This is a genomic window from Gilliamella sp. B3023, assembly GCF_026536845.1.
Lineage (GTDB): Bacteria > Pseudomonadota > Gammaproteobacteria > Enterobacterales > Orbaceae > Gilliamella > Gilliamella apicola_E.
In genome coordinates this window covers 186,498-213,302 of sequence record NZ_JAFNNH010000002.1, presented here as the reverse complement: position 1 = coordinate 213,302, position 26,805 = coordinate 186,498, and the positions used below count along the sequence as shown (strand labels likewise).

The following is a 26,805-nucleotide window of genomic DNA, read 5'->3' as shown; positions in this document are numbered from 1 at the left end:
TGGAAACAACCATTATCTGTCCTCTTTCTAAGTTAAAATCTAAAAGTGCATATGGTTCTACAAAACCTAAAAGAGAAAACTCCCTGTCCCTGTTATCCGGAGGAAATTCGTAATAGACAACTTTTTTATTATATACATACACTACAGTCTTAGAAAGCTCTTGATATTTTCCATATTTCCTTTTAGGTTTTTCTACTTTTTTGACATCAATATTATGTTCTCGCATTAATATGATATACCGTCCACTAATACTGCCACTGATTATCCAAACTTCATCCCATTTAAAATTGGTATAATCAGATAAGGTTATGGTTTTAGGATGATTGTTTTTTACATCTTTTAAAACCTTTTCTAAAGGTGTTTTGTTGCAACTGGTTAATGTTACTATTGACATAAATGCGACTAATAGTAGGAGTATTTTTTTCATTCTTTGGCATTCCAGATTAATTTTGTTTTATATTCTTGTTCAGGTATGGTTGGAAATCCGCCTAATGATTTTATAATCTAAAAACTTTATTTTCTCTAGCAACACAGTGTTAAATACTAATTCATAATACTATGAATTGTTTACTAAACAAATGATAAGTGAGTGAAAAATACCAATCGATATCGCTTTCTTAGAAGGCGATAAATACAAAGTTCATATACTCAATGATTTTCCTATTAATGAACAACATCAAACTATTTTTATTTTGATTTATTTCGATCTTATAGACGAATCGCTAATAATTAAACAGGATAGTTTTACTATGTCGGTATATTAAAAAGTACTTATATTTGATAAGTATTAACAAGGTATTTACGATACGAACTAAAATAATTGGTAAAAATAGCGTACAATAGCGCAATGTTTACTCGTTCATCAGCTTAATTAGTTTAGGAAATAAGTATGACAGGCAAATTTATTGTCATCGAAGGTTTGGAAGGCGCCGGTAAAACGACTGCCATAAATACTGTTGCGCGTGTTTTGAATCAACATCATATTTGCGATCTGCAATTTACTCGTGAACCGGGTGGTACACCGATTGCTGAAGCATTGCGTAATATTATTAAAAATGGTTTAGATAATGAGCCATTAACTGATAAAGCTGAATTACTTATGTTATATGCTGCGCGTATTCAATTAGTCGATAACGTGATTAAGCCTGCACTGAAAATGGGGAAATGGGTCATTGGTGATCGACATGATTTATCTACTCAAGCTTATCAAGGTGGCGGACGAGAGCTAGACAGAGTTTTTATCGAAACACTACACTCTCAGGTTTTAGGTAATTTTAAACCAGACTTAACGTTGTATTTAGATATTTCTCCAGAACTTGGATTGATGAGGGCAAGATCTCGAGGGCAACTTGATCGTATTGAACAACAATCACTGCCTTTTTTTGAGCGAATTCGTCAGCGTTATTTAGAGTTAGCTGAAAATGATAACACTATCATTACTATTGATGCATCAAAATCAATTACAGAAGTGACAGCTCAAATTGAAACAACATTAAATTCATGGTTAACAAATTAGGTTTCGATTTTATGATTTTCAACGAATATCCATGGCTTAAATTACCTTTTGAACAGTTAGCAGAAACGATTGTTAATCATCGTGCTCATCATGCTTTGTTAATCAATTATATTCAAGGTAGTGGTGAAGAAGAACTAATCAACTTAATAGCTAATCGATTACTCTGTCAATCTTCAAAACAGTTGGAACCATGCGGTAAATGTCATAGTTGTCAGTTATTTTTATCTCAACATCATCCTGATTATTACCAAATAACAAATGAACAGGGAAAACAATCGATTGGTATTGATCAAATACGGAATATTTCTACAAAAATCTATGAAAAATCCCAACAGGGAGGTAATAAGGTCATCTGGATTAGACATGCTGCTTTTATGACAGAAGCCGCTGCAAATGCGTTGCTTAAAACGTTAGAAGAACCTCCAGAAAATACCTATTTTATTTTAAGTGATAACCATAATAGTCAATTTTTACCTACAATTCATAGCCGTTGTTTTTGTTATTTTTTAAAAATACCAAAAATAGAAGAATCTATTAATTGGTTAAAAAAGATACATAATGATTTATACAGTGATAATGAGCTTGCCACTGCTCTGTTATTGAGTGAAAATGCGCCACTAAATGCAGCTCTTCTGTTGCAACCCGAAAATTGGCAACAACGAAAATTATTTTGTGAAAACTTGTTAAATGTCTTGCCACAAAACAATTTTTGGCAATTAGCAAAGACATTTAATCATGAGGACTTTTTTGAGCGTATCACTTGGTTTTGTGCATTGCTAGGTGATGCGTTAAAAGCTAAACAGAAAGTTGGTCGATATATTGTGAATCGTGATCAGGTTCCGTTAGTTAGGCTACTTGCCACAAAAAGTAATGATGAAATTATTTCGCTTTATCAACTGTGGTTAAAGGCAAAAAACTTGTTATCGATAAATGGGTTAAATAGGGAGTTGATTGTTTATAATGTTCTTGCTCAATCACAATTAATTGGGTATCAGAAATAGACTTTATAGAATAATAAAATTTTAGGTCAATAGTAGATTTACATATGAAAGGATTGCAGTGAGTTATTTATCAATTGAATTTGGTCTAATTTTTGTAGTTCTCTTTGCTTTATATTGGTCTTTTAGATTATTACCAAAATTCCAAAATAATTTACTTTTGATTTCAAGTTACCTTATTGTTGCTAGTTATAGTGTTCAATTTGCTGTTATCCTTTTTAGCTACACTAGCGTGATATATTTCTTTTCAATAATGATTGCAACGTCTAAAAAACACGCAAAAAGATGGCTGGTTTTAGGATTAAGTGCCGCAATAATCAATTTAGCATTGTTCAAATATTTTGATTTTTTTCGATATGAATTACAGTCATTGCTTAACTATCTAAATTTATCTATATTATTGCCAGCAATAACCATTTTTATTCCAATAGGCATCTCCTTTTATACGTTCCACTCGGTAAGCTATTTAGTTTCGATAAAAAAGAAAGAATTACCTGTTGCTAAATTCTCGGATTTTGCCTTATTTTTATCCTTTTTTCCTTGTATAATTGCGGGTCCAATTAATCGAGCAAAAACATTTATTCCACAAATTGTGGTGAGTCAACCTAGAGAGATTTTAGAACCCTTTCGGGCATTTACGTTAATTATTCTGGCCGTGATAAAAGTTTATTGTTTAGGTGGATTAATTAGCGAAAACTGGATAACTCCGATTTTTTCAAATCCATTAGAATACAGTACTCTTGATTTATTGGTAGGCTTATACGGTTATGCTATACAAATTTACCTGAATTTTTCTGGTTATACCGACCTTGTTACAGGTATTGCTTTATTATTAGGTTTTCGACTTCCTATCAACTTTAACTTTCCTTATTTAGCCTGTAATGTCCGCGAATTTTGGGAACGTTGGCATATTAGTTTATCTCATTGGATCCGCGATTATATTTATATCCCTCTTGGTGGCAATCGTCGTGGTTTTATTCGCACTCAAATTAATGTTATGTCAGCTATGTTATTGTCAGGTTTATGGCATGGAGCTGGGATTAATTTTGTTATTTGGGGGGGATGTCATGGTTTGGGGATTATTGTTCTTAATATATTAGATTGTTATATGGGAAGAGGTTGGATTACTCAACGTTCCCCAATTATTGCTAGATTAATTACTTGGCATTATATCTGTTTTACTTGGTTATTTTTTTATTGTGCAAACTTACCTGACGCATTAGATTATTTAACGGCTCTAGGCCATAACTTTTTAATTGAGTCACATTATATTGAGGTATTTCTAAGTATATGTGTAATATTTTTGTTATACCCATTATTTAAAAATATTCCTGATTGGTGCGCTTTACAACTTAGCAAAATAAATCGGATTTATTTGCCTATCATTTTTATATTTATATTATGGCTAACTATCTATTTTGCACCATCTGGAGTGCCAAATTTTATTTATGCTAATTTTTGATTATGAAGAACAATAAAAATGAAATATAAAAAAACATTATCAAAAAATAGACGAAGAAATAGGCCTCAAAAAAATAGGCAACAAATTGATTTGTTCGAAAATGGTTTACATGAGCAATCAAGAAAGCATAATGCTAAGACTAAAGTATCAGAAGCTGCAATAACTCAAAAAGAATCACTTTCACCTAAATATGTTTTTATTATGCTATTGATTACCGCAATAGCATTAATAGCAATTTATCACAAATCGGTATTAATTTATTGGCAACAAACGTATCATCATGATCTATTTAATTCAGGAAGTATGACCCAAAAAATGGATCTAGACGATTCTGATGGTCGAGTAGAAGAATATTCGAAAGATGTAGTTATTGATCAAAATAATGTCATTAGCTCCATTGATGATGAGTCACATTTAAACCAACCAGTAAAAAATGTGTTAGTTATTTCACCATCCGAAATGGTTAATATTAAAAAAGATAAAAAAAGGCAAAAAATTCATGTTCAACCAATATCAATTAAGCAAGAAAATACTAAATTAAGCAAAACTAGGTTTGATGGAACGCCAGTAACTGAACAGATAGATACCGAAGCTAAAGATGAAGCACCTAAAATTCAAAATATTCCATTAATTCATGAGCCCTTACCGATTGTATTAACTCAAAATGACAAAGTATTGTTTGTTGGCGACTCTTTGATGCAAGGCGTTGCACCATATGTTAAAAAAATGTTATTTAAACAATATAAAATAGAAAGTGTGAATCTAAGCAAACAAAGTACTGGGCTCGCTTATCCAAAGGCTTTCAATTGGCCAAAAACAATCAATGATATTTTAATTGCCGATCCTTCTATCAAGTTACTTGTTGTTTTTTTAGGACCTAATGATCCTTGGGACTTTCCTGTAAAAGGTTATGCTAAATACGTTAAATTTAAATCCGAGTTGTGGGAAGAACAATACCGTTTACGTATCGCCACAATTTTAAATAGTGCTAGTGAACATAATGTTCAAGTGCTTTGGCTGGCTGCTCCTTGTATGCGCAAACCGCAACTAAATTTAGGAATGGTTTATTTAAATACGCTGTATCAGTCTGAAGTAGAAAAGAGACAACAACACTTTTTAACAACCAATCAATTATTAGGTTGTACTTATGAAACATTTAATAGTTTTATTGAATCGAATAAAGATAAAATAAAAGTTAGAGTTGATGATGGAATCCATTTTACACCTATAGGCCAAAAAATTTTAGCTAAAGCAATTATGGATAAAATCATTTTTAAACAATTTGAGGATGACGATAGTGATTAAACTTTTAAAGTATATTATTACTATAGTGACTATCACTGTTTCAGTAGGATGCAGTGTAGCAGAAAGTAAAACTGATGCACAATCGACTGTTGTTGACTTTGGTGACCCAAATGCAAAACAATTAGCTCAACGGTTAAATTCATTAGCTAGAAATAAAAATGGCAATCAAGTCGTTAATATTACACAATTTGGAGATTCGCATTCAGCAGCAGATTTTTTTACTGGTGAGTTTCGAACATTAATGCAACAAAAATATGGTGATGCCGGAATTGGTTGGGTTACACCTGTTGCCATTAAAGGTCAAAATCATACAGCAGTTGGTTGGAAAGTAAAAGATTGGCGTGTAATAAGTAGCCGTACAGTAAGTGACGTAGATTTTCCAATGGGTGGATTTATTGCAAAAGCGACTAACGATTCAGCCACTATACAAATAATACCAAAAAGTTTAGATAACAAAAATTGGCAAGTAAAATTAACCTTCAAAGCATTGAAGAATACCCCTAATTTATTGAGTATTTATGATGCTGACGGTAAAAAAATAAATATAAGTTATTTACCCAAAAGTAGTGTTTGGCAAACGGTGTCATTTGTGACTAAAAACCCTTTTACGATTAAAGGAAACCGCGATGTTGAAATTGGAGGAATTTGGTTAAATCGCTCAAAAAAATCAGGGGTTATTGTATCTTCAATTGCAACTAATGGCGCTAAACAGAGCATATGGCAAAAATGGGGTTCAAGTTGGTTGAAAGAATTATCTGCTTCAAAAAGTGATTTAGTTATTCTTGAATACGGAACAAATGAAAGTTTTGATGAAACTTTAGATGTTAATGATTACCGCAAAAACTTAGTGAATAATATTCGCCAAATTCGTAGAGCATTACCTAATGCAGCCATTTTATTGATGACACCTCCAGATACAATGGTAAATGAAAATAGTATCCCTAAATCATTTTTAGCAATTATGAGTATTCAAAAGCAAGTAGCTAAATCTGAAAGGACACTATATTGGAATTGGCAAGCAGCTATGGGGGGAGCTGGTTCAGTTAAAGTTTGGCAAAAACGTGGACTGACTCGACCAGATTTAGTACATCAAACCTTACAAGGCTACAAAGAAAGTGCTAAAATTTTCTATAAAGGTTTTAATGAGTTTATTAAGAAGAAAAGATAGAATATATAATTAAAAAGGAACAAATAAGTTATGTCATCTCCAATCATTGTTGCTGTTGATTTTTCAGATACTAAGTCAGCATGGAACTTTATAGACCAAGTTGATCCAAAAGATTGTCGTCTTAAAATAGGCAAAGAATTATTTACTCATGCAGGTCCTGACTTTATTAGGCAAATAAAACAAAAAGGATTTGATATCTTTTTGGATCTTAAATTCCATGATATTCCTAACACTGTTGCTAAAGCAGTAGCTGCAGCTGCCGATTTAGGTGTTTGGATGACAAATGTTCACGCTAGTGGTGGCGCTCGTATGATGGAAGCTGCAAAAGATGCGCTTTATTCATACGGTAAGGATGCACCAATGTTAATCGCAGTGACTGTATTAACGAGTATGGAGTCTTCTGATCTTAAAGAAATAGGTATTAACGTTTCACCATTAGAGCAAGCAACAAAGCTGGCATTACTGGCAAAGAATTGCGGACTCGATGGAGTTGTATGTTCTGCTAAAGAAGTACAAAGTTTTAGAACTAGACTAGGAAGTGATTTTAAATTAGTTACTCCAGGAATTCGTCCAGCAGGATCAACACCTGATGATCAACGCCGTATTATGACACCTCAACGCGCACAAGCTGCTGGTTCAGATTATTTAGTTATTGGGCGTCCTATTACTCAAGCGGAAGACCCAACCAAAGCATTACATGCTATTCTAACAACACTAGATTTATCAAAGAGTTAATAATTATGTCTGATAACGCTATTGTTTATTCAACTGAACATGGTCGAATTACGCCAAAGCAGGCTGCTAAACCTCGTATTAAAGGCGATGGTTTTATCCGTATTTCACGCCAGACATCAGGGCGTAAAGGTAAAGGAGTTTGTGTTATTGAGGGATTCGATTTAGAGGATTCTCAGTTGATGCAATTAGCAGCTGAGCTGAAAAAGCGTTGTGGTTGCGGTGGTTCAGTTAAAGACGGGAAAATTGAAATTCAAGGCGACAAACGTGAACTATTAAAATCATTATTAGAAGATAAAGGTTTTAAAGTTAAATTTGCTGGCGGTTAATTGATTAAAAATAAAGTAATAACGCCCTATTGAGAAAAAGGGCGTTGTTATACATAAAAACATTAATTAGAACGGTAACTACGCATTTTTTTGCTGATTTCACGTCTTTCTTTAGAAATTTCAGCATTCTTGATTATATAATCATCAACACGATCATCATAATCACTCTTCATATTAGCAATAATAGCTTGAAGTTCTTCGTAAGTCATATCAGGTTTAATGTAATCACTTAAATTTTCAAGTAATAGCACACGTTTTTGGTTATCACGAATTTTTTTCTCGTTATCTGAAATTTCACGTTTTAATTTATTTAAACGACGTGATAAACGAATATATTCAAGTACATCTTGAAATGATGGTGCGGCTGATTTTTCCTTGTCCATCTATAACCCCTTATTTCTAAAAAATGGAAAACGATTCTGAGTTAATTATATACCAATAATTTTTTAAGGTCATACTAAATATACTTTTATTGAAAAATGTTAAATTTAAATATCAATCAAGCTTGCTGAGTTTTGTTTTAAATCAAATTTTTTGAAGTATGAAATAATAATATTTTTATAAAATTGTCGATAAATTTATCGATTTTCCTTCTAATTGCGATAAAAATAAAAACAACTATTAAGAATTATTGCAAAGTATTATACAATGTGTTGTTAATTGAAAAGAGTACCAAATGAGAGAATCATAATGAGCTGGATTGAAAAAATTCTGAGTAAAAATAATATATCGTCAGATCATAAAAAGGCAAATATTCCAGGTGGTGTTTGGACCAAATGTAGTAATTGTGAGCAGGTTATCTATCAAGCTGAACTTGATCGTAATTTAGAAGTTTGCCCAAAATGCGATCATCACATGCATATTCCTGCCCGAGTTCGCTTATATCGTTTTTTAGATGAAGGTTCTGATGTAGAGATTGGTTCAGAACTTGCTCCTAAAGATATTTTGAGGTTTAAAGATACCAAAAAATATAAAGATCGTTTAACTGCCGCTCAAAAAGAAACACATGAAAAAGAGGCGATGGTAGTAATGAAAGGCACATTACTGGGCATTCCAGTCGTTGTTGCCTGCTTTGAATTTGCTTTTATTGGTGGTTCAATGTCGTCTGTTGTCGGAGCTTTATTTACGCGAGCCGCAGAACAGGCAATTGAAGATAAGTGCCCATTAATCTGTTTTTCTACCAGTGGTGGCGCTCGAATGCAAGAAGCATTATTTTCATTAATGCAAATGGCAAAAACGAGTGCCATCTTAGCAAAAATGCAAGATGAAGGTTTACCCTATATTTCTGTGATGACCGATCCAACAATGGGTGGTGTATCTGCTAGTCTAGCGATGCTAGGTGATATTAATATTGCTGAACCTAAAGCGTTAATTGGTTTTGCGGGGCCTCGAGTAATTCAACAAACAGTGCGTGAAACACTGCCAGAAGGATTCCAACGTAGCGAGTTCTTATTAGAAAAAGGTGCAATTGATATGATTATTGATCGTCGTGATATGCGCCCTAAAATTGCAGGTCTGTTAGCTAAATTAATGAAACTCCCAGTTCCTTTTGATTCTATCGTTAATGATGAGAATATTTAATTAATCATGCGAACTGAAATTCCTGATGCCATGTCTAATCTTGAAACATGGCTTTCTTATTTGGAACAATTACATCCAACGACCATTGATTTAGGACTTGAGCGTGTTAGAACAGTTGCAGAGCGTCTAGATCTTTTGCAGCCAGCCCCTTATATTTTTACGGTGGCAGGGACTAATGGCAAAGGAACGACTTGCCGCACGCTTGAGATGATATTACTTGCTGCAAATAAGCATGTTGGAGTTTACAGCTCTCCTCATTTAGTGCGTTTTACTGAAAGGGTTAGAATAAATAATCAAGAGTCAAAAGAACAAGACACAGTTGATGCATTTGTTGAAATTGAAAAAGCGAGAGGAAATATTTCCTTAACTTATTTTGAATATGCAACGTTAGCTGCATTATATCAATTTAAACAGGCTCAATTGGATGTAGTTATTCTAGAAGTAGGCTTAGGTGGAAGACTTGATGCCACCAATATTATCGATGCTGATATAGCAATTATTACTACAATCGGTATCGACCATGTAGAATATTTAGGCAATACTCGAGAAAGTATTGGTCGAGAAAAAGCAGGTATTTTTAAACCCAATAGTATTGCTATTGTTGGTGAGCCAGAGATACCATCATCTATTATAGATGTTTCTAAAACTGTGAATTGTCCTATTTATGTAGTTAATAAAGATTGGTCATATCAACAAATTGATGATTCATTATGGCAATTCATTTCACCGTTAAAACAGTATGATCAATTGCCTATTCCCAATGTGCCTTTAGCTAATGCTGCTACTGCAATAGCAGCACTAACTTATTCTTCGCTTTCAATTGACCAGAATCAAATAATCGAGGGTCTTGAAAAAACAAATTTAGTTGGAAGATTTCAAATAATACAGACATCACCAATTGTAATTGTTGATGTTGCACATAATCCTCATGCTGCTAACTATTTAGCTAACCAAATTAAGTTATTGGTAAAGAAACAACCTACTATTGGTAAGATTAGGTTTGTCATTGGTATGTTGAAAGATAAAGATATTAAAAGCACTCTATCTTTATTAAATGCTGATCAATGGTATTGTGCTTCACTTTACGGTGAGCGTGGATGTAATGCTGAGGTATTAAAGCAGTATTTGCAAGATAATAAAGTAGAAAATATAACTACGTTTGAATCAGTTGATAATGCATATCAAAAGGCCATGCAAGATTCAAAAGAAGATGATATTATTGTCGTCTGTGGTTCATTTTATACTGTATCTGCCGTTTTAGATAAATTAGGCAAATGTAATCATGGATACTAATCAAGAGAAAACTACTTCAAATAAAATTAGGAATCAACTAGTTGGTTTTGCTACATTATTGCTAACTATTGCTATAATTGCACCTAATATCATAACAGATAAATCTAATTTACATACGCCTACAATTCCTATTTTACAACCAGAAGTAGTAAATGAACAAAATCAAGTGATTACATCACAAAATGAGTCAACTATTAATGGTGGTCCAGGATTTGAACAATCTTATACACCTGATTCTGATCAATATACTAGCCCTTTAGCATCACCTGATAATGATAATAGCGATGCTTCATCTATTTCTGAACAAACAGATAAGCCCTACATGATTCAACTTGGCGCATTGAAAAATAAGAAAAAAATTGAGGAATTAGTGGCATTATTAAGGCTAAACAATTATGACGTTAGAATCATTCCAAGTAATCCAGGACCTAATCAATTAATAAAATTACAGGTCGGTCCTTATGCAAAAAAAGAGCAAGCAGAGCAGTTGCTTAGTAACCTAAACAATTTAACAAAATTAAAAGGTGTTATTGTTACAAATTAAAAATTATTTTACTCTTTAATGAGTACAAACATTAAATAAAAATATTAATATAAAATTGTGAGTTATTATGATGAATTGGGTTGATTATACGATTATTGGTGTGATTATTTTATCTGCACTAATTAGTATTATTAGAGGTTTTGTTAAAGAAGCGTTATCCCTAATAAGTTGGGTTCTGGCTTTTTTTATAGCAAGTCGTTTTTACATGCATATCACTAGTTACTTAACTTATTTTGATAGTGATGTAATTCGTATTGCTGTAGCTATCGCTATTTTATTTATTGCTACACTAATTGTGTGTGCCATTGTTTCTTATATTATTGGGCAATTGGTTCAAAAAACAGGACTATCAGGTACAGATCGCGTATTAGGTATTTGTTTTGGTGTATTAAGGGGTATTTTAGTTGTGGCGGCAGTGCTCTTTTTTGTCGATACTTTCACACCGTTATCCCAATCTCCTGAATGGGAGCAATCGCAGCTAATTCCGCATTTTCATTTTATTATTCGTTGGTTTTTTGATTTTATACAGCAGTCGTCTTCATTTTTAGTTCAATAACTTTGAGGTAATCATTGTATGTGTGGTGTTGTTGGTATTGTAGGATGCAGTACAGTTAATCAATCTATTTATGACGCTTTAACTGTTTTGCAGCATCGAGGACAAGATGCTGCGGGGATTGTAACTATCGACGAGCAAAATCGTTTTCGCTTACGTAAAGCAAATGGTTTAGTTAAAGATGTATTTCAAGAACATCATATGTTGCGTTTACAAGGTAATTTAGGAATAGGGCATATTCGCTATCCCACTGCGGGCAGCTCAAGTCCTTCAGAAGCGCAACCATTTTATGTCAATTCACCTTATGGTATTGCACTTGCACACAATGGTAATTTAACTAATACTGACCAATTAAGAAATAAAGTATTTGAATTAGCAAGACGCCACATTAATACAAGTTCTGATTCAGAAGTATTACTTAATATTTTTGCTAGCGAACTTGATAAATTCCCTACCTATCCATTAACTGCAGAAAATATTTTCACCGCTATCAATCGGGTACATCAAATCATTAAAGGTGCTTATGCATGTGTTGCAATGATTATTGGACATGGATTAGTCGCATTTCGAGACCCATATGGTATTCGTCCTTTGGTGATAGGTAAAAAAGTGCTTGATAATCAAAAGACAGAATATATGGTTGCATCGGAAAGTGTTGCTTTAGATATTCTCGATTTTGAATTTATGCGTGATGTTGAACCAGGTGAAGCTATCTATATTACTCAAGATGGACAACTTTATTCAAAACAATGTGCAAATAATCCTCAATATTATCCATGTATTTTTGAATATGTTTATTTTGCCCGCCCTGACTCATTGATGAATGGTGTTTCAGTATATCAATCCCGTATATTAATGGGACAGAAACTAGGTCAAAAAATTGCTAGAGAATGGAAAGACATTGATATTGATGTAGTAATTCCTATTCCTGAAACATCATGTGATGCCGCGCTTGAAATTGCCAGAATTCTGAATAAACCCTATCGACAAGGATTTGTTAAAAACCGCTATGTTGGACGTACTTTTATCATGCCAGGTCAAGCGGAACGAAAACTTTCAGTAAGAAGAAAGCTAAATGCTAATCGTATTGAATTTGAAGGTAAGAATGTTCTTCTAGTTGATGATTCTATTGTTCGAGGAACGACATCGGAAAAAATACTTGAGATGGTGCGTTCAGTTGGTGCTAAAAAAGTTTATCTCGCTTCGGCAGCGCCTGAAATTAGACATCCTAATGTTTATGGTATTGATATGCCAGTTGCTAGTGAACTTATAGCTTATAACCGCTCTGTTGGTCAAATTGCCAAAGAAATTGGAGCAGATAAATTAATATTTCAAGATCTTTCGGATTTAATTGATTGTATTAAAGAGCAAAATCCTAATATTCATCATCTAGAATGTTCTGTTTTTGATGGAAAATATGTTACTGAAGGAATTGATGATAATTATTTTGATACGCTAGAGCATCACAGAGCTGAAAACAAATCAATCACGCCAGAATCTGAAAATCTTGAAATTTATAATGAAGGTCAATACTAGTCATTTAATTTTCTAAAATATAACCTAAAGTCATAAATAAGCTTGAAGTGAACAGTTCAAGCTTATTTTCATCCCCAAAATTAGCCTTTCTTCTTTACAATTGACATATTGTTGTTTGATTTCTATTACTAAAAAGTAATATAAAATTGATTAATTAATAAAAATAGTAAGTTTTAAACAAAAATATAATTAATTAACTTGTTGATTAATATATCAAAAAAACGTCTTTACAAAAAGATGTCAAAAAAAGTTACAAAATAGTTTTATAAATTACATTTATGTAATAAAATCCTCCTGAACTTAGCTGTTTTGTAAAGAAGTTTTAGTTTTTAGGCGAATATTATTTAGTTTTAAAATCGCATATTAAAAACAACACATTAAATAATAAAAACTTTACTTACAACGTAAATAAATACGATGCATTTGTAAAGTTAGTGAGATATAAGGAATGACTACGGTGAGAAAGAATCTTAGATTAAGAGTTATCTCAGCATTTGTAATAGCTACGTTAAGTTGGAATTATGCTTATGCTATTGATACTCAGCTATCGTCGAATGAGGTTGATAGCAATAAAATCATTGAATTAAAAAATGGTACTAAAGCTCGAGAAATGATTAATAATCAAAAACGCAGTTTGTACCAAATTGCATTATTAAGCAATATTTCAATTTCTGAATTACGAGCTATGAATGCAGGTCGTTTCGATAAAAAAGATATGGTTGAAGTCGATGAACGACTAGTTTTACCTGAAAATTCTCCTTTATTACCTGCAATAAATAATAATAATAATAAAAAAGATAAATACTCAAATTTACCTTCGCTAGGCTCTGATGATAGTTACGATGTAAAAAAAGACAAAGATGCACTATCAAGCCAAGTAGCTACCACCTTGCAAACTCTTGCAACTCAAGATTGGAAAAATATTACTTCAGCAGATAATGGCGGTATCTCTGGCCATTTGAAAAACAAAGGTAAAGATTATGCTGAAAACTATGTTCGCAATGGTATTCATTCACAAGTAGTCGATCCTCTTCGTAGCGCTGCTCAAAATTTTTTAGGGCGTTTTGGTACTGCTCAATTACAGTTCGATTTAGGCGATAAGGGTGAATTCAATAATATCAATGTTAAATTATTTAGCCCATTGATTGATACTGACAGCACATTGATTTTTAGTCAGTTATCATTCCAAGAATATGAACATAATCGTCATATTGGTAACTTTGGTATTGGTCAACGTTGGGATGTTGCTGATAATACATGGTTATTAGGATATAACGCCTTTCTTGATCATGATTTCCAACGTTCACACAATCGTTTAGGCCTAGGTGCTGAAGCTTGGACTGATTATATGAAGTTCGCAGCTAACTATTATCATCCATTATCTGATTGGAAAGATTCAAGAGACTTTGATGACTATTTAGAACGAGCTGCTAGAGGTTTTGATATTCGCTTTCAGGGCTATTTACCTCAATATCCTCATTTAGGCGGATCACTTATGTATGAACAATACTATGGTGATAAGGTTGCTTTATTTGGTAAGGATAATTTACAAAAAGATCCAAGAGCGATCACAGTCGGATTGGATTATACCCCGGTTCCTTTATTTACCGTTAAAGCTCAACATAAGCGCGGACAGGATAGTAAAAAAGTCACATCTGCTGAATTAACCATGAATTATCGTATTGGTACACCGTTAAAAGATCAGCTAGATCCGGATATGGTTCAAGCGGCTCGTTCTTTAAAAGGCAGTCGATATGATTTAGTTGATCGTAATAACTATATCGTTCTTGAATATAAAGAAAAGAAAATGACTGTTGATTTAGGGTTAGATTCTCTTCAATTACTCGAAGGTACTACTCATGATCTAGTTATAGGTGTTCATAACGCCAAAGGTATATCAAGCTTAGCTTGGTCAGGCAATATGCAAGATATTGATAATGGTGGTGGTTTCTTGTGTTCTGCTGCGGGAGTATGTACTAGCTCTTCATGGTTAACACCTCCTGCTGATGTTAAGAATTGGAAGATTGTTGCACCTAGTTATGTAGATCGAAATGGGAACAGATTGCCAATTAGTACAAATGGTGTTTATAGCCTAGCAGTAACGGTTACTGATAGCAAAGGAAAATCAGCAACATCTAATTCAGTTTCGTTTGAAGTTCTGCCTAATTTAAGTATTCGTAAAATAGGTGTTTGGGCGGTTGATAGCTCAGGAGATCCAGCAACTTCTGTGCAAAATACAGCTGATGGTACAACTTCAGTAACGCTATTAGCTAGTTTGGTTACCCCTGGAACACCTACTGGAAGTGGAAGCTTTGGGGATGGTTATGATGGTTTTAGTGACCAAACATTGATGTCTAAAGTAGACAATACATTCAAATCCTCAGTAATTGATTTATGGACAGCAACCAGTAATGGTACAAAAGTCACTTTGATTGATGGTACTTCTGGTACGGTAAGAAGTTGCCCTACCTCAGAACGTTGTGTCATTGTTAAATCTTTTGAAAAAGTCAAAATGGGTGACAGCATTTCAGCAAATGCTTCTACCGCAGCAGGCACAACAGCTATTGGTGATACTTATACCATCGACGTTGCGTCAAACTTTGATGGAGCAGTTGATTTTTCTATCAAATTAGATGGTTATGGTCAGTCTTTCAACAAAGCTACGGTTAATTTTGGTGGTGGTAGAGCGGGCTACATTAAAGTATATCGTAGTGATGGCACTTTAGTTGCTAGACAAAATGGAAACGTACTTGATTTTGAACCAGGTATTACTGGATGGTATGTAGGTACTGAATATACCGTAAAAGCTTATGTCGATGATACTGAAGCTGTAGAAATTACCAACCCATTTGTTATCTGGTCACTTGTTGGTTCAAATAGCCCGGCGTGTCCTGGAAGTGCAATGACAACATTACCAAGTTATGTTGATAGTCCTAATGGCCCTTGGTTTAATGTAAGTATGGGACCAAATGCACCTTACACTATTAGAACTAATATGACTAGTTATGCAACAACAGGCACAAGTATTCCTGCTGTGGGTGGAGCTCCTACATATTTAGATCTAAACCAGGTAACAGCATCACCAGTAGCATGTGCTGGAGATCAAGGATTTAAATTACAAGTTTCAGTTAATTAAAAAAGTTTTTAATCATCTTCGAATTATCGAAGGTGATTTAAAAGGCAACACCAATAAAAACGGTGTATTTATATAAATATAACATGTTAATTTATTAGAGAAAATAGGAAGTTAAACATGAAAAAATTAGCAATTAAAAAAGTTGCATTAAGTTTGTTTTTAGCAGGTTATGCTGCTAGCAGTGCTTATGCATTAGATCCAGCAATAACTCAAAATTCAATAGAAGGTAATAAACCAGTAATTTGGTCAAAAGGTGCACATACTAGCGCCCCAGCTGAAAGATCTTTGACTCTTCGTATTTCAAATGATACAACAGGTGCAACATCTCTTGGTAATGGTGTAAAAGCTAAAGTTGGTGATTACATTCATATCTTTTATGACTTAGTAGATGCAGATGGAGATAAAGATTCAACTACTAAAAAGGCTGTATTAAATACACTTACAGTTTATGCTAAAATCGGCACTACTAGTACTTGGACTGAAATTACAGATATAACTAAAGATTTTGCCGTCAATGATCAAGAAGGTCATATTTATTTCAAAATTAGTCCTTCTATGGCGGGTGCTACAAAAATCGGTTTCAAACTTGAAGAAATTACTCCTTATGGTGCTCCAAGAGAAAATGAATGGTTATGGGTAAGTGATATTTGGGATGGTACTACTACTCCAGGTCATAGTGGTTCTAATCCTACAGATCCAGGTCAAGATCAACACGGTCCTGGTGATAAAGATCCAGATATCCCTGTAGGTCCTATTGAATATCCTGGTGCTACAACGTTAGGTATATTTAAATATACTCCTTCAGGTAGTGTAGATTTTGCGGACAACCTTGCTGCTAGTACTTCTACTACAGTACCAAAATATGGTGATAAACTAGCGGCTGTTGTATGGTTGAAAGCAAATCCAACTAGTACTAGCACAACGCCTAACTTCACTGGTGGAGATATAAACCAATCAGCATCTTACACATTTACATGGAGTCTAGATGGTAATAATAGTGCTGCACAGGGATCTCAAACTGCTGCAGCAACTGATACTCTAGCTGGTGTACCGGCTGGAGATGCAGATGCTAGCCCAGAAGGTTATGGCGTGATTAAGTTAGGTGGCACTGGTAGTGTAAAACATAATACAGTATACGATAGCCTTAATAGTGGCGATGGCTATGATGCAGGTATTCAAGGCTTCAAACTTAAAGTCACTGCAAACTAATCATTATTTAATGAAACTAATTAAAACCACTCAACTGAGTGGTTTTTTTATTTAATATTCCGTATGCACTTCTTATAATTAACTTGTTAAAATAAATTAATGTAAGTTAACTCAGCAAATATAATTATGATAATTCCTTGGCAATCTCTTGATTCAACTACTCTAAACAATCTAATAGAATACTTTGTTTTACGTGAAGGGACTGATTATGGTGAGCAAGAAAAATCACTTGAAGATAAAGTGAATGATGTAAAACTTCATTTAATTAATGGTTCAGCTGCAATTTTTTGGTCTGAATTACATGAAACAGTAGATATTAAATTTATTAAATAATGATTAAAATCATTTTAGTGAGTATATGATTTATTCTGTAACTTTGTTATAGTGTTACTGTAGTAATTTGAATAGAGAGGAAGGAATAATGATTGGTAAACAGCAATCAGATACAACATTGGAATGGTTTTTATCTCATTGCCATATTCATAAATATCCAGCTAAAAGTACCCTTATTCATCAAGGTGAAAAAGCCGAAACTCTCTATTATATTTTAAAAGGATCTGTAGCGGTATTGATTAAAGATGATGAAGGTAATGAAATGATTTTGTCGTATTTAAACCAAAATCAATTCTTAGGTGAATTAGGTCTTTTTGAAGAAGGTACAGAACGTAGTGCTTGGGTTAAAGCGAAAACAAGTTGTGAAGTGGCCGAAATATCCTATAAAAAATTTAAACAGCTAGTGCAAGTTAACCCAGATATATTAATGCGATTAGCTAGTCAAATGGCAAGCCGGTTACAAGTTACATCAGAAAAAGTCAGTAATCTAGCTTTCTTGGATGTCGCGGGACGAATTGCACAAACACTATTAAACTTAACTAAACAGCCTGATGCGATGACTCACCCAGATGGTATGCAAATAAAAATAACCCGCCAAGAGATTGGGCAAATTGTCGGCTGTTCACGTGAAACCGTTGGAAGAATTTTAAAAATGCTTGAAGATCAACACCTAATTTCAGCACATGGTAAGACGATAGTTGTTTATGGCACCCGTTGATTTATCGAAATTATCATTAATATGATAGATATATAACGAGATTATACATGACACAATATATTCCCAACCATGTGGCGATTATTATGGATGGTAATGGTCGATGGGCTAAGCAAAGAAATCAATTACGCGCTAAAGGCCATCGAGCTGGTTTAAAAGCGGTGCGTAAAATTGTCACATATGCAGCAAAATTAGATGTAAAAGTGCTTACGTTATATGCTTTTAGTAGTGAAAATTGGAAACGTCCAGCTAATGAAGTTACTGCTTTAATTTCACTGTTTATTTATGCGTTAAATCGCGAAATTAAAAATTTAAATAAAAATAATGTTCGATTAAATATCATTGGTGATATATCAAAATTTAATCAAAATCTTCAAAACCTTATTATTAATGCTCAGCTTTTAACCAAAGATAATACTGGCCTTACCTTGAATATTGCAGCTAATTATGGGGGTCGTTGGGATATTGTTGAATCAGCTAAAAAAATAGCTTCACAAGCTTTAGATGGTAAAATAACGCCACAGGATATCAATGAGGAATATTTTGGCTCGATTATTTGTATGAATGATTTACCTGAAGTTGATTTAGTTATTCGCACCGGTGGCGAATACCGAATTAGTAATTTTTTATTATGGCAATGTGCATACGCAGAATTGTATTTTACTGACACATTGTGGCCTGATTTCAATCAGGCATCATTTGATGAAGCGATAAATATTTTTAACACTAGAGAACGGCGTTTTGGTGGCGTTCTAAATGAGGACCTTTCATGCTAATCCAGCGTATTTTAACTGCCATCGTACTTATTCCCCTTGTTATTATTGCACTATTTTTTGCACCTTTATCGATATTTTCTTATTTAATCATCGCTGTTTGTGCATTAGCAGCATGGGAATGGCGTAATTTTTTAGCAAAAAGAACCGAGAAAACAGTTCTTTTGTTTTTTATTGTTTTTTCAATAGTTTTGCTTTACTTCATCCCCATTGAGTCAACACTAAAAAGTCAGTTATTTGCTTTAATAATTTGCTTATCAGTTATTTGGTGGTTAACCGCTTTGTTATTAGTTGTAGGTTATCCTAACTCAGCAAAATACTGGTCTAAATCATCATTAATTAAGCTGTTGTTTGCTTTTTTTACCTTAGTCCCTTTTTTTATAGGAATGCTTGAATTACGAACTATTAATTACAGTGTTAATAGTTATACTGGGTCTATTTGGTTGCTCTATGTATTTGTGTTAGTATGGGCAACCGATACAGGTGCTTATTTTGCTGGAAGAGCGATTGGTAAACGGAAATTAGCTGTCAAAGTCTCACCAGGAAAGACGGTAGAAGGTTTTATCGGTGGTGTCAGTTTAGCAACTTTAGTTTGTGTGATCGCTTACTTAACTGGTTATTTTAATATTAATTTTACTCAATTTTTATTTAGCTCCCTATTGGCTATTTTGGCTTCGGTATTAGGTGACCTGACTGAAAGCATGTTTAAGCGTGAAGCAGGAATTAAAGATAGTGGAAATCTTATCCCAGGACATGGTGGTATTTTAGATCGTATTGATAGTTTAACGTCGGCAGTTCCTGTATTTACTGTATTATCTTTGCATTTATTCTAAAGGGTTACTGATTTTGCTTTGGTCACTGTTGTTATTTATTATTACTATCAGTATATTAGTTACAGTTCATGAGTTTGGGCATTTTTTTGTTGCTCGGCTATGTAAAGTGCATGTAGAGTGTTTTTCAATCGGGTTTGGAAAAAAAATATGGTCGCATAGATTTTCAAACGGAACTGAATTAGTTATCGCTATGATTCCACTTGGCGGATATGTTAGAATGCTCGATAGCAAAACGAGTGAATTATCCCCCAATTTAGAAAAACGCGCTTTTGATAAAAAAAGTATTTTGCAACGGGCTGCAATTATTTTTGCAGGGCCATTTGCTAATTTTGTTTTAGCATTAATTATTTATTGGGTTATTTTTTTGACGGGTGTGGTTGATTATCCTGTTAAAATAAAAAGTATTATACCTTCAACACCAGCTGCATCTATAAATATGCCAGCAGATGCAGAGTTAAGAATGATTGATAATGCTAAAATAGACACTTGGAATGATGTAAATGCAGCATTGATTTCTGCTTTAGGTAAAAGCAATATTAATGTTACCTATCGTACTGATATTGAGCAACAAGAAGTTAGTCGGGATGTTAATATTAGTAATTGGTCTTTTGATATTGAAAAGGAATCTGCAATCGCAGCATTTGGATTTATACCTAAACAATTGGAAATTTATCCAATTGTGAGTAAAATTGTACCCGATTCAGCAGCAGCTCAAGCTGGTTTAAAAGTAGGTGATAAAATAATCAGTTATAATGAGCACCTTTATCAAAATTGGAATGATTTTACTGATACTATAAAAAAAGCTGGAATTATAAAACTGAAGGTAAGTAGGAACAATAAAGACGTCGATCTTACACTTGAGCCAAAAAGAAATAGAAATGGGGAAGGTGTTGCAGGTTTCTATCCGACATCTGATGCAGTAATTAAAAAATATGATTTTTTTAATGGATTCGATAAAGCGATGAAACAAACAATGTTAACGACTAAGTTAACGGTTCGCTCTCTTTATCAATTAGTAACAGGAGTGATTGGTCTAAAACATTTATCCGGACCAATTACAATAGCAAAAAGCGCAGGGCAAACAGCAAGTTATGGATTTACCCCTTACTTATATTTTCTAGCCTTTATTAGTATAAGTTTAGGAGTTATCAATCTTGTTCCATTACCTATGTTAGATGGCGGGCAGTTGCTTTTTTTATTTTTTGAGAAAATAAAAGGAAATGCCTTATCAAATAAAGCACAAGAGCGTTTTTTTCGTATCGGATTTGTTTTATTAATGGTAATAATGGGAATTGCACTATTTAATGATATTTTACGATTGTAATGGGATGAGGTTATAAATATATACGATGAAAATAAATAAATTACTTATAGCATCTTTGCTGTTTAGTACCACAGCAGTATATAGTTCCAATGCATTTTGTGTTGATGATTTTGTGGTTAAGGATATCAAGTTTGAAGGTTTGCAGCGAGTCACAATCGGTGCTGCAATGCTTGAAATGCCTGTTCAAGTCGGTGACTATGTGAATGAATCTGATTTAGGCCGCATTATTAAATCACTTTACGCCAGCGGTAATTTCGATGATATTACTGTTTCTCGTGATGGCGACAGATTAATTATTCATGTCCAAGAACGCCCAACTATAGCAAGTATTACCTTTTCCGGAAATAAATCTGTCAAAGATGACATGTTGAAAAAGAATTTAGATAGTACCGGTATTCGTGAAGGCGATGCATTAGATCGTACAATGCTTTCGGGAATTGAGAAAGGTCTAGAAGATTTTTACTATAGTGTTGGTAAATATAATGCTCAAATCAAAGCGGTCGTAACACCATTATCTCGAAATCGTGTTGATTTAAAATTAGTTATTGCTGAAGGTAAATCTGCTTTAATAGATCAAATCAATATCGTGGGTGCAAAAGCTTTTTCATCTGAAGAGCTTATTTCACGTTTTTCATTACGTGATGAAGTGCCTTGGTGGAATATGCTTGGTGATCGTAAATATCAAAAGCAAAAATTGGCATCGGACTTAGATGAGTTGCAAAGCTTTTATTTAAATCGAGGTTATGCTCGATTTAATATTGAGTCTACACAAGTTAGCTTAACGCCAGATAAAAAAGGGATTTATGTCACTATTAATATTCATGAAGGTGAACAATATAAGTTAGCCGATTTTGATTTTAAAGGTAACTTTGCAGGACATGAAGAGGCAATACAAAAACTAGCCAAAGAAAAGCTTACTGTAGGTGAACTTTATAATGGTAAAAAAATAACTGATATTGAGGATAATATTAAGCGATTGCTGGCTAATTTTGGCTATGCTTATCCTCAAGTAGCTATTCAGCCTGAAATGGATGACTCATCACATACTGTTAAATTAGTAGTATTAGTTGATGTAGGGCAACGTTTTTACGTACGCAATATTAAAATTGTCGGCAATACCATTACAAGTGAGAGTGTGGTTCGTCGTGAACTTCGTCAAATGGAAGGCTCATGGTTAAGTAATGGTTTGGTTGAACTTGGTAAAGAACGTTTAAATCGATTAGGTTTCTTTGAAAGTGTCGAAGCGAATACTGAACGAGTTCCTGGCATTGATGATCAAGTTGATATTATTTATAAAGTAGCTGAACGTAATACGGGTAGTATTAAATTTGGCGTGGGTATTGGCTCAGACAGTGGTATAAGTTTTAATGCTGGAATTTCTCAAGATAACTGGTTAGGAACGGGTAATAGCGTTTCATTTGATATTAATACAACCAGCAGTGATAAAACTGCATCTGTTTCGATTGTTAATCCTTATTTTACTGTTGATGGTGTCAGTTTAGGTGGTAGCGTTTACTACAATACTTATAAAACTGATAGTGATGATGATGAATCTGAGTATTCAAGTAAAACTTGGGGGGCTAATTTAGACTTAGGCTTCCCGATTAGTGAAAATAACTTTGTCCGTTTTGGTACAGAATACGCTAATCATAAATTAACTGATATGCAACCACAGTATAATATGTGGCGCTATTTTGAGTCTATGGGTGAAAATATGAAAGATAAAGATAAGTCTTATTCATATGACACCAATGATTTGTTATTGAATGCCTATTGGACATATAACACGTTAAATCGCGGCTATTTCCCAACAGATGGGTTAAAACTAACCGCTAATTTAAAAGCGACAGTGCCAGTATTTGACAATAGATTCTATAAAATGGTTAGTGATGCTACTTATTATTATCCAATTGATACCGATCATAAATGGGTATTCTTAGCTCGTGGCCGATTAGGTTATGGTGCTGGATTAGGTGGAAAAGAATTACCGTTCTATGAGAATTTCTATGCAGGTGGCTCAACTGTATTGCGTGGCTTTAAAGCAAATACTGTCGGCCCTAAAGCGGTATATTTTAATAAAACCGGATGTAGAACCTTAGGTGATACAGCTCAATGTACTAGTTCTAAAGATGCAATAGGTGGTAATGCGTTAGCATTCGGAAGTACGGAGCTAATAGTTCCAACACCATTTGCAAGTGAAAAATATACAGATAGTATTAGAACATCAGTATTTTTTGATGCAGGAACGGTTTGGGATAGTGAATGGGATCTAAAAGGCAAAAATATTCCTGATTATAGTTCCCCATCTGATATTAGAATGTCTGCTGGTCTTGCTGTTCAATGGATGTCGCCATTAGGACCATTGGTATTTTCTTATGCACAGCCGTTAAAGAAATATCATGGTGATTCAGCTCAGCAATTCCAATTTAATATAGGTTCAACATGGTAATGCCATGTTGTTAATAACTAAAATACACATAGGTGAATAAAGTGAAAAAAATTATATCTGTTGTTGGCATCAGTATTGCTCTACTTTTTACAGGCTTTGCAAACGCTGAAACTAAAATTGGTGTTATCGATATTAAATCTGTAATGGATCGTATGCCAGAACGAGAAGCAATCGGTAAAGAATTGAACCAAAAATTTGAAGCGAGAGCTAAAGCATTAGAAAAAGAACAAAAGCTTGCTGATGCAGCAGCTGCACGTTTAAAGAAAGAAGGGCTAACTTTGTCATCTTCAGAAAAAACTAAATTAAATAAAACTATTGCAGATTTTCAGAATAAAGCCACAGCTTTCGCAAATGAATATCGTGATAGCGAAACAAAAGAAGCTGGTAAATTACTAACCAAAATTCAAGAAGCAGTCAAAACCATTGTTGCTGAAGAAAAATATGATCTTATTTTAAGAGCAGATACGGTTTTATATGCCTCTGACGCTGTTGATATTACTGACAAAGTTTTGGAGAAGGTTAAAAAATAATGTTTGCTTTTCGTTTAGAGCAATTAGCTGACAAGCTTGATGCTACATTATATGGTGATGGTGAATTAACTATCACCGGTGTAGCATCAATGAAAAGTGCCACAAAAGGTCAAATCACTTTTTTGTCGGATAAAAAATTCCAAAACAATTTATTAACTTGTAACGCTTCAGCAGTTGTTATGACAGAAGATAGCCTTAAATATTGGAATGGGGCTGCTTTGATTGTTAAAGATCCTTATCTTACTTATGCAAAATTAGCACAACTTTTAGATACGACACCGTTACCCGCTAAAGGTATCGCACAATCAGCGGTGATTGATCCTACTGCTAAGCTTGGACAAAATGTATCAATTGGTCCAAATGCTGTTATAGAAAGTGGTGTAAATCTAGGTGATAACTGTTGTATTGGTGCTGGCTGTTTTATTGGGAAAGATACTCAAATCGGTGCAGGCACAAAAATATGGTCTAATGTATCTATATACCATAACTGTATTATTGGTGAAAACTGTTTGATCCAATCAGGAACAGTAATAGGTGCAGATGGATTTGGTTATGCAAATGACAAAGGTAAATGGATAAAAATTCCTCAGCTTGGTCGAGTAGTAATTGGTAATAACGTTGAAATCGGCTCATCAACAACAATCGATCGTGGTGCTTTAGATGATACTGTCATCGGTAATGGCGTCATTATTGATAATCAATGTCAAATTGCGCACAACGATATTATTGGTGATCATACTGCTGTCGCTGGTGGTGTTATTATGGCGGGTAGTTTAAAGATTGGACGCCATTGCCTAATTGGTGGTGCGAGTGTTATTAACGGCCATATGGAAATTTGTGATCAAGTAACTGTGACTGGGATGGGTATGGTTATGAGACCAATTACTGAGCCGGGTGTATATTCATCGGGTATTCCATTACAACAAAATAAAGTATGGCGTAAAACAGCTTCATTAGTTTTACATATTGATGAAATGAATAAACGTTTGAAAGCACTTGAGAAGAAGCTATTAAATGTCTCGACGTAGACGATTACGGTCGGTATAATGCTTCCCTATTTTATAAATTTAATTAGCTCAATTAATCAATTTATAATTATGAGCAAATATATTCAATAATTCCGAGGTATAAAGATGCAAGTTTCGGTAGAAACAACAGAAGGTTTAGGCCGTCGTTTATCAATTACAATTAAATCAGAAGATATTACCAAAGCAGTTGATAAAGAACTTATCAATACAGCAAAAAAAGTCCGTATTGATGGTTTCCGTAAAGGAAAAGTACCTTTAAAAATTGTTGAACAACGCTATGGTGCTTCTATTTTACAAGACGCTTTAAGTGATTTGATGCAACGTAATTTCATCGATGCTATTATCCAAGAAAAATTAAATCCAGCTGGTGCGCCAACATATATTCCAACAGAATATAAAAATGGTGAAGATTATACTTTCACTGTTGAATTTGAAGTTTATCCGGAAATTAAAATCAAAGATTTAGATAAAATCGAAGTTGAAAAACCAGTAGCTGAAGTTGTTGATGCTGATGTGGAAACAATGATTGAAACCTTACGTAAACAACAAGGTACTTGGAAAGTTGTTAAAAAGACAGCAAAAGAACAAAATCGTGTCACGCTTGACTTTTTAGGTAAAGTTGATGGTGCTGAATTTGAAGGCGGTAAAGCTGATGATTTTGCACTTGTATTAGGACAAGGTCGAATGATCCCTGGTTTTGAAGATGCAATCATCGGTCACAAAGCTGGAGATGAATTTGATATTAATGTTACATTCCCAGAAGATTATCATGCTGAGAATTTAAAAGGTAAACCAGCAGTATTTTCTGCTTCACTTAAAAAAGTTGAAGAACTTGAGTTACCAGAACTAACTGAAGAAGTAGTGAAAAGATTTGGTATTGCTGATGGCACAGTTGAAAGTTTACGAGCAGAAGTACGCAAAAATATGCAACGTGAACTTAATGCAACAATTCGCAATAAAATCAAAACACAAGTCATTGATGGTTTAGTAAAAAATAATGATATTGAAGTTCCATCTGCTTTAATTGATCGCGAAATTGATGTCTTACGTCAACAAGCCTTAACTCGTTTTGGTGGTAATGTTAAACAATCAATGGATCTACCTAAAGAGTTATTCGAAGCAGAAGCTAAACGCCGCGTGTTAGTTGGATTATTATTTAGCGAAATCATTGAAAGTAACAAGTTAAAGGCTGACGAAGCAAAAGTACAATCTTTAATTGATGAAATTGCAACTGCTTATGAAGATCCTAAAGAAGTGGTTGATTATTATCGTAAAGATAAGAAAGCAATGGATAATATCCGTTCTGTTGCACTAGAAGATCAAGTAGTTGATTTATTATTAGCTAGCGCAAAAGTGACAGATAAGACTTATTCATTCTCAGAATTAATGAATCAACAAGTTGCTTAAGCAGCTTGTCACTTTATTTAATTAAAATTCATTATAAGCCCAAATAAGGAT

25 protein-coding genes are annotated in these 26,805 nt (G+C 33.8%); 23 read left to right on the top strand and 2 right to left on the bottom strand.

All coding sequences use genetic code 11. The features are described from left to right. The coding region (locus J3U16_RS02350) for a hypothetical protein (RefSeq protein WP_267342452.1) at window positions 1-427 on the bottom strand (427 nt) is incomplete at its 3' end. 462 nt (window positions 428-889) lie between these two features. Between J3U16_RS02350 and tmk the strand changes: the two genes are divergently transcribed. From tmk to yciH, 7 genes are read left to right on the top strand one after another with little or no spacing between them, the layout of a single operon-like run. Further along, window positions 890-1,516, top strand: a complete 627-nt coding sequence (gene tmk / locus J3U16_RS02345; protein ID WP_065562405.1) for a dTMP kinase — start codon at window positions 890-892, stop codon at window positions 1,514-1,516. A gap of 11 nt (window positions 1,517-1,527) precedes the next feature. Next, on the top strand, window positions 1,528-2,517 hold the full coding sequence (gene holB / locus J3U16_RS02340; RefSeq protein WP_267330013.1) for a DNA polymerase III subunit delta': 990 nt from the start codon (window positions 1,528-1,530) through the stop codon (window positions 2,515-2,517). Window positions 2,518-2,575: 58 nt separating this feature from the next. Further along, window positions 2,576-3,976, top strand: coding sequence for an MBOAT family O-acyltransferase (locus J3U16_RS02335; RefSeq protein WP_267342451.1), 1,401 nt, complete (start codon window positions 2,576-2,578; stop codon window positions 3,974-3,976). 18 nt (window positions 3,977-3,994) lie between these two features. Next, window positions 3,995-5,281, top strand: a complete 1,287-nt coding sequence (locus J3U16_RS02330; protein ID WP_267342450.1) for a DUF459 domain-containing protein — start codon at window positions 3,995-3,997, stop codon at window positions 5,279-5,281. Next, window positions 5,274-6,449 (top strand): hypothetical protein, encoded by a 1,176-nt coding sequence (locus J3U16_RS02325; RefSeq protein WP_267342449.1) that lies wholly within the window; start codon window positions 5,274-5,276, stop codon window positions 6,447-6,449. Before J3U16_RS02330 ends, J3U16_RS02325 begins: the two co-directional genes overlap by 8 nt. Before the next feature lie 30 nt (window positions 6,450-6,479). Continuing rightward, entirely contained in the window at window positions 6,480-7,184 is a 705-nt protein-coding gene (pyrF, locus tag J3U16_RS02320; RefSeq protein WP_065734751.1) for an orotidine-5'-phosphate decarboxylase, read from the top strand. Between the two features lie 5 nt (window positions 7,185-7,189). Next, a complete protein-coding gene (gene yciH / locus J3U16_RS02315; protein ID WP_065562400.1) occupies window positions 7,190-7,510 on the top strand; it encodes a stress response translation initiation inhibitor YciH in 321 nt (106 codons plus the stop codon). Between the two features lie 62 nt (window positions 7,511-7,572). Here the strand turns inward: yciH and tmaR are convergent, their stop codons facing one another. Beyond that, the gene (gene tmaR / locus J3U16_RS02310) at window positions 7,573-7,893 is read right to left on the bottom strand and encodes a PTS system regulator TmaR (RefSeq protein WP_065562399.1); all 321 of its coding nucleotides are present in this window, start codon (window positions 7,891-7,893) and stop codon (window positions 7,573-7,575) included. Between the two features lie 307 nt (window positions 7,894-8,200). Between tmaR and accD the strand changes: the two genes are divergently transcribed. The 16 genes from accD (at window position 8,201) to tig (ending at window position 26,754) form a co-directional block, all read left to right on the top strand. After that, window positions 8,201-9,091 (top strand): acetyl-CoA carboxylase, carboxyltransferase subunit beta, encoded by an 891-nt coding sequence (gene accD / locus J3U16_RS02305; protein ID WP_065734752.1) that lies wholly within the window; start codon window positions 8,201-8,203, stop codon window positions 9,089-9,091. A 3-nt stretch (window positions 9,092-9,094) separates the two neighbouring features. After that, window positions 9,095-10,384, top strand: a complete 1,290-nt coding sequence (gene folC, locus J3U16_RS02300; RefSeq protein ID WP_416380741.1) for a bifunctional tetrahydrofolate synthase/dihydrofolate synthase — start codon at window positions 9,095-9,097, stop codon at window positions 10,382-10,384. Beyond that, window positions 10,374-10,928: an SPOR domain-containing protein gene (locus tag J3U16_RS02295; protein WP_267330018.1), complete on the top strand. Its 555-nt coding sequence runs from the start codon at window positions 10,374-10,376 to the stop codon at window positions 10,926-10,928. Before folC ends, J3U16_RS02295 begins: the two co-directional genes overlap by 11 nt. A 70-nt stretch (window positions 10,929-10,998) precedes the next feature. Beyond that, window positions 10,999-11,484, top strand: coding sequence for a CvpA family protein (locus J3U16_RS02290; protein ID WP_065562475.1), 486 nt, complete (start codon window positions 10,999-11,001; stop codon window positions 11,482-11,484). An 18-nt stretch (window positions 11,485-11,502) separates the two neighbouring features. Next, a complete protein-coding gene (gene purF / locus J3U16_RS02285) occupies window positions 11,503-13,017 on the top strand; it encodes an amidophosphoribosyltransferase (RefSeq protein WP_065734755.1) in 1,515 nt (504 codons plus the stop codon). Between the two features lie 457 nt (window positions 13,018-13,474). Further along, complete coding sequence (locus J3U16_RS02280; RefSeq protein ID WP_267342445.1) at window positions 13,475-16,153, top strand: inverse autotransporter beta domain-containing protein; 2,679 nt, start codon at window positions 13,475-13,477, stop codon at window positions 16,151-16,153. A gap of 117 nt (window positions 16,154-16,270) precedes the next feature. Next, window positions 16,271-17,362 carry a hypothetical protein gene (locus J3U16_RS02275; RefSeq protein WP_267342443.1) on the top strand — a complete coding sequence of 364 codons (1,092 nt, stop codon included), beginning with the start codon at window positions 16,271-16,273 and terminating at the stop codon, window positions 17,360-17,362. A gap of 126 nt (window positions 17,363-17,488) precedes the next feature. Continuing rightward, window positions 17,489-17,695, top strand: a complete 207-nt coding sequence (locus J3U16_RS02270; RefSeq protein WP_065734758.1) for a YheU family protein — start codon at window positions 17,489-17,491, stop codon at window positions 17,693-17,695. Between the two features lie 85 nt (window positions 17,696-17,780). After that, window positions 17,781-18,413 (top strand): cAMP-activated global transcriptional regulator CRP, encoded by a 633-nt coding sequence (gene crp, locus J3U16_RS02265; protein ID WP_034903327.1) that lies wholly within the window; start codon window positions 17,781-17,783, stop codon window positions 18,411-18,413. 47 nt (window positions 18,414-18,460) lie between these two features. Next, window positions 18,461-19,186, top strand: a complete 726-nt coding sequence (locus tag J3U16_RS02260) for an isoprenyl transferase (RefSeq protein ID WP_065734759.1) — start codon at window positions 18,461-18,463, stop codon at window positions 19,184-19,186. Further along, window positions 19,180-20,016 (top strand): phosphatidate cytidylyltransferase, encoded by an 837-nt coding sequence (locus J3U16_RS02255; protein ID WP_267338178.1) that lies wholly within the window; start codon window positions 19,180-19,182, stop codon window positions 20,014-20,016. Before J3U16_RS02260 ends, J3U16_RS02255 begins: the two co-directional genes overlap by 7 nt. 13 nt (window positions 20,017-20,029) lie before the next feature. Further along, on the top strand, window positions 20,030-21,340 hold the full coding sequence (gene rseP, locus J3U16_RS02250; protein WP_267342441.1) for an RIP metalloprotease RseP: 1,311 nt from the start codon (window positions 20,030-20,032) through the stop codon (window positions 21,338-21,340). A 25-nt stretch (window positions 21,341-21,365) separates the two neighbouring features. Continuing rightward, complete coding sequence (gene bamA, locus J3U16_RS02245) at window positions 21,366-23,789, top strand: outer membrane protein assembly factor BamA (RefSeq protein WP_267342439.1); 2,424 nt, start codon at window positions 21,366-21,368, stop codon at window positions 23,787-23,789. A gap of 41 nt (window positions 23,790-23,830) precedes the next feature. Next, complete coding sequence (locus tag J3U16_RS02240; protein WP_267342437.1) at window positions 23,831-24,319, top strand: OmpH family outer membrane protein; 489 nt, start codon at window positions 23,831-23,833, stop codon at window positions 24,317-24,319. Next, complete coding sequence (lpxD, locus tag J3U16_RS02235; protein WP_267330025.1) at window positions 24,319-25,347, top strand: UDP-3-O-(3-hydroxymyristoyl)glucosamine N-acyltransferase; 1,029 nt, start codon at window positions 24,319-24,321, stop codon at window positions 25,345-25,347. Before J3U16_RS02240 ends, lpxD begins: the two co-directional genes overlap by 1 nt. A 105-nt stretch (window positions 25,348-25,452) precedes the next feature. Then, window positions 25,453-26,754: a trigger factor gene (gene tig, locus J3U16_RS02230; protein ID WP_065734764.1), complete on the top strand. Its 1,302-nt coding sequence runs from the start codon at window positions 25,453-25,455 to the stop codon at window positions 26,752-26,754. Window positions 26,755-26,805: the final 51 nt, after the last annotated feature.

Coding starts and splice junctions, on each gene's coding strand:
- J3U16_RS02260 (WP_065734759.1), top strand. CDS start 18,461: ATGACACAATATATTCCCAACCATGTGGCGATTATTATGGATGGTAAT.
- lpxD (WP_267330025.1), top strand. CDS start 24,319: ATGTTTGCTTTTCGTTTAGAGCAATTAGCTGACAAGCTTGATGCTACA.
- J3U16_RS02255 (WP_267338178.1), top strand. CDS start 19,180: ATGCTAATCCAGCGTATTTTAACTGCCATCGTACTTATTCCCCTTGTT.
- J3U16_RS02290 (WP_065562475.1), top strand. CDS start 10,999: ATGAATTGGGTTGATTATACGATTATTGGTGTGATTATTTTATCTGCA.
- tmaR (WP_065562399.1), bottom strand. CDS start 7,893: ATGGACAAGGAAAAATCAGCCGCACCATCATTTCAAGATGTACTTGAA.
- accD (WP_065734752.1), top strand. CDS start 8,201: ATGAGCTGGATTGAAAAAATTCTGAGTAAAAATAATATATCGTCAGAT.
- purF (WP_065734755.1), top strand. CDS start 11,503: ATGTGTGGTGTTGTTGGTATTGTAGGATGCAGTACAGTTAATCAATCT.
- yciH (WP_065562400.1), top strand. CDS start 7,190: ATGTCTGATAACGCTATTGTTTATTCAACTGAACATGGTCGAATTACG.
- tmk (WP_065562405.1), top strand. CDS start 890: ATGACAGGCAAATTTATTGTCATCGAAGGTTTGGAAGGCGCCGGTAAA.
- holB (WP_267330013.1), top strand. CDS start 1,528: ATGATTTTCAACGAATATCCATGGCTTAAATTACCTTTTGAACAGTTA.
- J3U16_RS02295 (WP_267330018.1), top strand. CDS start 10,374: ATGGATACTAATCAAGAGAAAACTACTTCAAATAAAATTAGGAATCAA.
- J3U16_RS02275 (WP_267342443.1), top strand. CDS start 16,271: ATGAAAAAATTAGCAATTAAAAAAGTTGCATTAAGTTTGTTTTTAGCA.
- bamA (WP_267342439.1), top strand. CDS start 21,366: ATGAAAATAAATAAATTACTTATAGCATCTTTGCTGTTTAGTACCACA.
- J3U16_RS02330 (WP_267342450.1), top strand. CDS start 3,995: ATGAAATATAAAAAAACATTATCAAAAAATAGACGAAGAAATAGGCCT.
- pyrF (WP_065734751.1), top strand. CDS start 6,480: ATGTCATCTCCAATCATTGTTGCTGTTGATTTTTCAGATACTAAGTCA.
- J3U16_RS02270 (WP_065734758.1), top strand. CDS start 17,489: ATGATAATTCCTTGGCAATCTCTTGATTCAACTACTCTAAACAATCTA.
- tig (WP_065734764.1), top strand. CDS start 25,453: ATGCAAGTTTCGGTAGAAACAACAGAAGGTTTAGGCCGTCGTTTATCA.